This is a genomic window from Gordonia sp. (in: high G+C Gram-positive bacteria) (assembly GCF_049647785.1).
Taxonomy (GTDB): Bacteria; Actinomycetota; Actinomycetes; order Mycobacteriales; family Mycobacteriaceae; genus Gordonia.
The window spans coordinates 172945-179671 of record NZ_JBARYI010000029.1 but is presented as its reverse complement, the minus strand read 5'-3'; the positions used below and the strand labels follow the sequence as shown (position 1 = coordinate 179671).

Annotated in this window: 6 protein-coding genes; 5 read left to right on the top strand and 1 reads right to left on the bottom strand. The window is 64.6% G+C overall.

Annotation, left to right across the window (positions count from 1 at the left end):
- Window positions 1-41 precede the first annotated feature (41 nt).
- The gene (locus WBA38_RS04970) at window positions 42-674 is read right to left on the bottom strand and encodes a dTMP kinase (RefSeq protein ID WP_424295831.1); all 633 of its coding nucleotides are present in this window, start codon (window positions 672-674) and stop codon (window positions 42-44) included.
- 101 nt (window positions 675-775) lie between these two features.
- On the opposite strand from WBA38_RS04970, the gene mtrA reads away from it, so the two are divergent.
- The 5 genes from mtrA to hpf all read left to right on the top strand — a co-directional run bounded on the left by mtrA (window position 776) and on the right by hpf (window position 6612).
- Window positions 776-1462, top strand: a complete 687-nt coding sequence (gene mtrA, locus WBA38_RS04965) for an MtrAB system response regulator MtrA (protein WP_424295834.1) — start codon at window positions 776-778, stop codon at window positions 1460-1462.
- Window positions 1463-1491: 29 nt separating this feature from the next.
- On the top strand, window positions 1492-3087 hold the full coding sequence (gene mtrB, locus WBA38_RS04960) for an MtrAB system histidine kinase MtrB (RefSeq protein ID WP_424295837.1): 1596 nt from the start codon (window positions 1492-1494) through the stop codon (window positions 3085-3087).
- Window positions 3084-4841, top strand: coding sequence for an LpqB family beta-propeller domain-containing protein (locus WBA38_RS04955; protein WP_424322215.1), 1758 nt, complete (start codon window positions 3084-3086; stop codon window positions 4839-4841). The genes mtrB and WBA38_RS04955 overlap by 4 nt, the downstream gene beginning before the upstream one ends.
- A gap of 91 nt (window positions 4842-4932) precedes the next feature.
- Window positions 4933-5628, top strand: coding sequence for a ComF family protein (locus WBA38_RS04950; RefSeq protein WP_424322221.1), 696 nt, complete (start codon window positions 4933-4935; stop codon window positions 5626-5628).
- Window positions 5629-5886: 258 nt separating this feature from the next.
- A complete protein-coding gene (gene hpf, locus WBA38_RS04945) occupies window positions 5887-6612 on the top strand; it encodes a ribosome hibernation-promoting factor, HPF/YfiA family (RefSeq protein WP_424293497.1) in 726 nt (241 codons plus the stop codon).
- The last annotated feature ends 115 nt before the right edge of the window (window positions 6613-6727 follow it).

Genomic DNA, 6727 nt, shown 5'->3' with positions numbered 1-6727 from the left:
GCGGGAATCAACGCATCATGCGAGAACAGGCGGCGGGCGGGTTAGGAGAGTTGGGCGAGCACTGCGTCGGCGGCGGCGTCGCCGTCGGCCCACGACCATGTCGACATCCAGTTCGCTTCGACGAGCTCACCGTAAGCGGCGTACACCGCGTGCTGCAGAGCAGTGTCGCGCTCGTAAGCATCGACGGGGCGGGCGGCGTCGGTTTCTGCGCGTCCGGTTGCGCGATCCATCGCGACATCAGGGGGCACGCCAAGCAGTAACTGGTGGTCTGGAACAGGCAAGCCGAAGCGGCCAAACTCCAGGTCGGCGACCCAGCTGACCACTTCGGAATCGGCACCCTGTCCGAGCCGAGCCGCACTGTAAGCCGCATTCGACGCGGTGTAGCGGTCGCACAACACCAGGTCGTGCTCGGCCAACGCAGTTTTGAGAAGTTTCCGAGCTGCAGCGCGGTCAAGGGCAAACATCAGGGCCATGCCGTAGACGCTGTCGCGGAGATCCCCGTGCTGGCCGTGGAGCGCCTCAGAAGCTAAGTCGGCGGTGATCGATTCGCCGTAGCGAGGGAAGGCGACCGTCGTGACCGACGCGCCGCGCTGCATGGCAAGGCTTTCAATACGGCCGACGATAGTGCGCTTGCCCGCCCCGTCGAGTCCCTCGACAGCTACCAGAATGCCCACGCCGCATAGTGTAGGCAGACCTCACCCGGTCGCCACCCAGGCGCGCCGAACCGTTCTTGTCGGGTGTGTCGCACCCGCACCGCCGTGCCAAAAGTGACAACATGGCAGGCATGAAGCCGCGCATCCTGGTCGTCGACGACGACGCAGCCCTCGCCGAGATGCTCACCATCGTTTTGAAGAATGAAGGCTTCGAACCCTTCGTTGTCGGCGACGGCACCCAGGCGCTGACCGCCGTTCGGGAATTCCGTCCAGATGTTGTGCTGCTGGACCTCATGCTTCCGGGCATGAACGGCATCGACGTGTGCCGCGTCCTCCGTGCCGACTCGGGGGTGCCGATCGTGATGCTGACAGCCAAGTCCGACACCGTCGATATCGTGCTAGGTCTCGAGTCCGGTGCCGACGACTACATGGTGAAGCCGTTCAAGCCGAAGGAACTCGTCGCCCGCATCCGTGCGCGGCTGCGCCGCACCGACGACGAGCCCGCCGAAATGCTGGCTATCGGCCCCGTCGAGATCGATGTCCCGGCGCACAAGGTGACCCGCGATGGCGTACCAATCTCGTTGACGCCGCTGGAGTTCGACCTCCTCGTTGCCCTGGCCCGCAAACCACGCCAGGTTTTCACCCGCGACGTGCTGCTTGAACAGGTCTGGGGTTACCGACATCCGGCGGATACCCGCCTGGTGAACGTCCACGTGCAGCGTCTGCGCGCCAAGGTCGAGACCGACCCGGAAAATCCGGAAATTGTCCTAACCGTGAGAGGGGTCGGTTACAAGGCCGGTCCGCCGTGATCGGTGGCCGCCGGATCAACCGGGGGCCGATCGACCGCTTCCTGGCTCTGATACGGCGCGCCATCGCGACCGTCGTCCGGGTTATCGGGCAGATCTGGCGCCGCTCCATCCAAACGCGTGTCATCGTGTCCACGTTGGCGCTGTCGTTCGTGGTCCTGTTGATTCTGGGGTTTGTGCTGATCAGTCAGATCACCGGTCGGCTTCTCGACGCCAAGCAAGAAGTCGCCTCCGAAGAGATCGCGCGCATGCGGTCAGTGGTCGAACGAGTTCTCAGCAGTGCCGAGTCGAACACCGCTGTCCAGAATCGGCTCGCCCGTGCACGATCACTGTTGACCGACCAAGATGCCGACTCGACCCAGCCGGCGTCGGCGGCCGGATCCTTCGACAGTGTGCTGCTTGTCCCGGCCGACAAACCGGGCGGGTCGGATGTTGCGGTGGGTCCCGTCGATGACATTCCCGCAGGCTTACGGAAAATGGTCGCCGGGGGGCAGGTCGCCTTCCAATACACGACGGTTCAGCAGGGTGCGGATGTCGTACCCGCTTTGGTGATCGGTTCCCTAGTGGAAAGCCCCATCCAAGGGCTGGAACTGTACTTGGTCTTTCCGCTGGCCAGCGAGCAGAACACCGTGAACCTCGTCCGTGGCACCTTGCTGACCGGTGCGATCGTTCTCCTCGGACTTCTGGCGGCCATTGCGTGGCTGGTGACCCGCCAGGTGATCGCACCCCTGCAGTCGGCGTCCCGGATCGCTGTGCGCTTCGCGGACGGTCGACTCAACGAACGCATGCCTGTGCGAGGCGATGATGAATTTGCCCGACTGGCAGTTTCGTTTAACGACATGGCCGAATCGCTGTCGCGGCAGATCAACCACCTCGAAGAGTTCGGTGGCCTCCAACGACAGTTCACCTCCGACGTGAGCCACGAACTGCGCACCCCGCTCACGACCGTCCGCATGGCCGCAGACCTGCTCTACGACGGCCGCGACGATCTCGATCCCATTCAGCGACGCTCGGTTGAATTGCTCGATAAGGAACTGAATCGGTTCGAGACCCTGCTCACTGAACTGCTCGAAATTTCCCGTCACGACGCGGGCGTAGCGGAACTGGTTGCCAGCCAGATCGACATGACGGTGCCGGTGGATGCGGCCCTGGCAACCGTCGCCCATCTGGCGGCAGAGACGGGTAGCGATCTCATTGTCGACATGCCAGCCGAACCCGTGCTGGCCGAGATCGATCCGAGGCGGGTGGAACGCATCCTGCGGAACCTGCTGGCCAATGCCATCGATCACGGCGAGCATCGCCCGGTGGAGTTGACGATGCGGTCCGACGGTGACGCCGTGGCCGTGACCGTCCGCGACCACGGGATTGGCTTGCGTCCGGGAGAAGAGAAGTTGGTGTTCAACCGGTTCTGGCGGTCGGATCCATCGCGCGTGCGTCGTTCCGGCGGTACCGGGTTGGGCTTGGCGATCAGTATCGAAGACGCACGCTTGCACCAGGGGCGCCTCGAAGCCTGGGGAGAGCCCGGTGAAGGGTCGTGCTTCCGTCTGACGTTGCCGCTGGTGCGCGGACATAAACTGCTCGGCAGCCCGCTGCCGCTGCGGCCAATCGGGGAGGGTGAGAGCCGATGAGCGGTAACCCGATGAACCGCAGCCCCCTGAAGCGGGTCACGACACTGCTGGCGCTACTCATGTGCGCAGCCCTCGTCCTGACCGGTTGCGTTGATATTCCGCAATCTTCACCGCCGCAACCCATCCAGTCCTTCGACCGCAAGCGGCCCACAAATATTGTGCCGACGCCCCGCAAGAGTGACGACCCCGAGACCACTGCGCGTAACTTCTTGAAGGCCATGGCCGACCCGACTGCCGGGCACCGGTCAGCGCGGAAGTTCTTAACGCCCGGCGCGAGCCAACGCTGGGACGATCAAGGAAGCATGCGAGTACTCCAAGACGTCGGTGTCGTCATCGACGAACGCACCGCCACCGCTGTCCGCCTCCGCGTCACCGGCACCAGGATGGCGGTTCTGGGACCCAATGGCACGCTGCGGCCAGACTCGGGTTCGGAGACCATTCCGCTCTCCATGGTTCGCGACAAGGGCGGGTGGAAGGTCAACGGTGATGTCCCAAGCGGTTCCATCACCGATGCGTCGCAGTTCCTGATCGCCTACCGGCAGGTCGATTTGTTCTTTCCCGACCGAACGATGACCAGACTCGTCGGCGATCCGCACTGGCTGTACGGGACTGAACCCAATCCGACGACGCTGGTGAACCGAATCCTCGCCGGGCCGTCCGCCGAACTGACAGGTGCCATCAGCCAGGGCGCGGCCCGCGGAGCCAGTCTCCTCGGTGCGGTCATCGTGGCTCGGGATACGGTGACCATCCCGTTGGGGAACGTCACCGCCACCGATCAGAAGGATCGGACGGCGCTTGCCGCGCAACTTATTTGGACCCTCGACTATGCGGGCATCACTGGGACCTACCGGATTACCGCGGACGGTGCGCCACTGGTTGCTGATCGGGCCGACGGCTGGCGCACGGCGGACGTGAGTTCGCTCGAGCCGGATCCGGAGACTACCAACGCCCATCCGGTGCACCTGATTCACAACGGTTCGCTGACCAGGCTGACGGGTAATCGGGCGGTTCCGGTCGAAGGGGAACTGGGCGCAGCCAAGGACATCGTGGCCGCCGCGATTTCGGCAGATACGACGAAATCGGCGGCGATCGTGAAACGCGCGGGCCGGGACGTGCTGTTGGTGGGACCGTACGGCGGCCGGCAGGTTGAGGCGGTCACTGGAACTGCCATCAGTAGCCCGTCGTTCGGCGCGGACTCCAACACCGGCTATGTGCTCGTCGATGGTCGTCCGACCCGGTGGGATTTTGACCCGGAGACCATGACGGCACGATCTGGCCCCATTGACGCCGCAGCGATCGCCTCCGTCCAACCCGGCCCGATCACGCAGATGCGGGTATCGCCCGATGGGGTGCGGGTGGCTCTCGTCGTTGACGGTCGCACCGTGGTGGGGGTGATTTCAGTGAACGACGTCGGTGCCCCGTCGCTTTCGGGTGCCTACCAATTGGCGCCCGATGCCCAGGGCGTCGCTGTCGACATCACGTGGTCCACACCGAAGATCCTGTACGCGGCGCGAACGGGGACCGAGGTACCCGTTTGGCGTGCGACGATCGCGGGCACACCGCCGATCCCCATGGTCAGCGGCAACCTGAAGCCGCCGGTCCAAGACATCGCGGCATCCGATAGCACCGTCTATGTCTCCGACACCCGGGGTGTCCAGCAGCTCGGTACCGGCGAGGTTCGCCCTGACCAGTACTGGACAATCCTGGGTCCGGACGCGGGTCCCGGAAGCATCGCGGTGATCCCGGGTAGCTAACCGATCACCCTCGCGGTGACGGGCTGGCGAATGAGCGTCCCTGTGGATGACGGCTGTGACAGGCGACGCCATGCCTTGGACAATCGTCATCATGGCGGGGGAGTCGCGGCCCGACCACCGGTTGAGCGCCCGGAACGTGCTGGCGGCGCTCGCCGATCTCGTGGTGCCTCAGGAATGCGGCGGCTGCGGTCGACCCGACACCCCGTGGTGTGAGACGTGCGCGACCCGCCTCATTGACGTACCGAGACTCCTCGTGCCGCGCATCGACCCCGGCGCCCCAGCCTGGGCCCTGGCACGCTACGGCGGCCCGGTGGCGTCAGCGATCGTCAACTTGAAAGAGCACCGCCGCGCCGACCTCGCGCCGATCCTGGGCCGCGCGCTCGCCGGTGCCCTCGTCGCCCTGGCCTCTTGGGGCGACCTCCCCGCTGGCCGCACCCTAACGCTGGTGCCCGCGCCGACCCGAGTGTTCGCCGCACGTGTGCGTGGCGGCGATACCGTGACCGCCGTGGCCCGGGAGGCCGCCGCCGCCCTCGGACCAGCTGTTCATGTCGCACCGATCCTGTCGACCGCGGCCTTTACCCGCGATTCGGCAGCCCTCACCGCGGGAGCGCGCAATGCCAACCTGGCCGGCGCGGTCAGCGTCAAGGGCCGATTGCCGAGCATCGACGGGCCGGTGGTCCTCGTCGACGATGTCCTCACAACCGGGGCCACCGCAGCCCACGCCGTCGCCGCCCTCGCCCAATCCGGGACCAAAGTCACCGCCGTTGTGGTCCTAGCGGACGCTTGATTGGACAAAACGTGGCCGGAAGACGAAATTGCGGATACCTTCGGAAGTGGCAGTGACGAACATCGAGTGCCGGGAGGTGACCAGCCTTTTTCGCCGCGCAGATGTGCTCGCCTGCGTTCGGTGTGAATGTCCGTTTTAGATAGGGCGGACCACTGTCCTCGCATCAGATCACCACCGAGAGTGATTGTGCGACAAGCGAATTGGTAACCCTGATCCGGACTGCGCGTTCGGATGGGAGCAACCTAGGAGGATGCCGATATGACGGTCGTTCATCGCAAGGGTCAACGCGAATCGAAAGCCACACCCCCGGAACGTCTAGATCTCGAAGCCGCTTTCCAATTGCCGCCGAGCGTCGAGGCTGAAGACGCCCGCGAGCTGAAGGCAGACCTCACCATGAGTGGTCGAAACGTTGAGATTCCGACACACTTCCGCACCTACATGAGCAACAAGCTCGCTCGGTTCGAGCATTTCGACGAATCGATTTTCCGTTTCGAAGTGACGCTGTACCACGAACCGAATCCGCGACAGGCCAAGAGCGCAGAGATCGTGGAAATCACCGGTGTCGGCCGCGGACCCGTGATCCGGGCCCAGGCGGCAGGCGAAAACTTCTACGCCGCGAGCGAATTGGCCTTCGACAAGCTCCATACGCAACTGCGTCGGGCCAAGAACCGCAAACGTGTCCGCAAAGACGGGATGCACCGTCCCACCTCGCTCGCAGAGGCCGCAGCAGACGCGCCGCACCTGTTACCGGAAACGCCGGTAGCCCCGGCCGACCCGTTCGAGGACAGCGTCGAAGACCATCAACCCGGCCAGGTGGTTCGTGTCAAGGACCACCCGTCCGCGCCGATGTCCGTCGACGAAGCACTCTACGAAATGGAACTGGTCGGACACGACTTCTACCTGTTCCACGATGAAGAGACCGACAAACCGTCGGTGGTGTACCGCAGGCACGCCTTCGACTACGGCTTGATCCGGCTCGCCTGATCGACCCAATGAACGATGTGGCCGCCACCTGATCGGGTGGCGGCCACCGCCTTTTGCCCCGCCGACCCGTACCATGGACCGGGGTCTTGCTGACCGATCGAGCAATCGATGCGGA

Coding starts and splice junctions, on each gene's coding strand:
- mtrA (WP_424295834.1), top strand. CDS start 776: ATGGCAGGCATGAAGCCGCGCATCCTGGTCGTCGACGACGACGCAGCC.
- WBA38_RS04955 (WP_424322215.1), top strand. CDS start 3,084: ATGAGCGGTAACCCGATGAACCGCAGCCCCCTGAAGCGGGTCACGACA.
- WBA38_RS04950 (WP_424322221.1), top strand. CDS start 4,933: ATGGCGGGGGAGTCGCGGCCCGACCACCGGTTGAGCGCCCGGAACGTG.
- hpf (WP_424293497.1), top strand. CDS start 5,887: ATGACGGTCGTTCATCGCAAGGGTCAACGCGAATCGAAAGCCACACCC.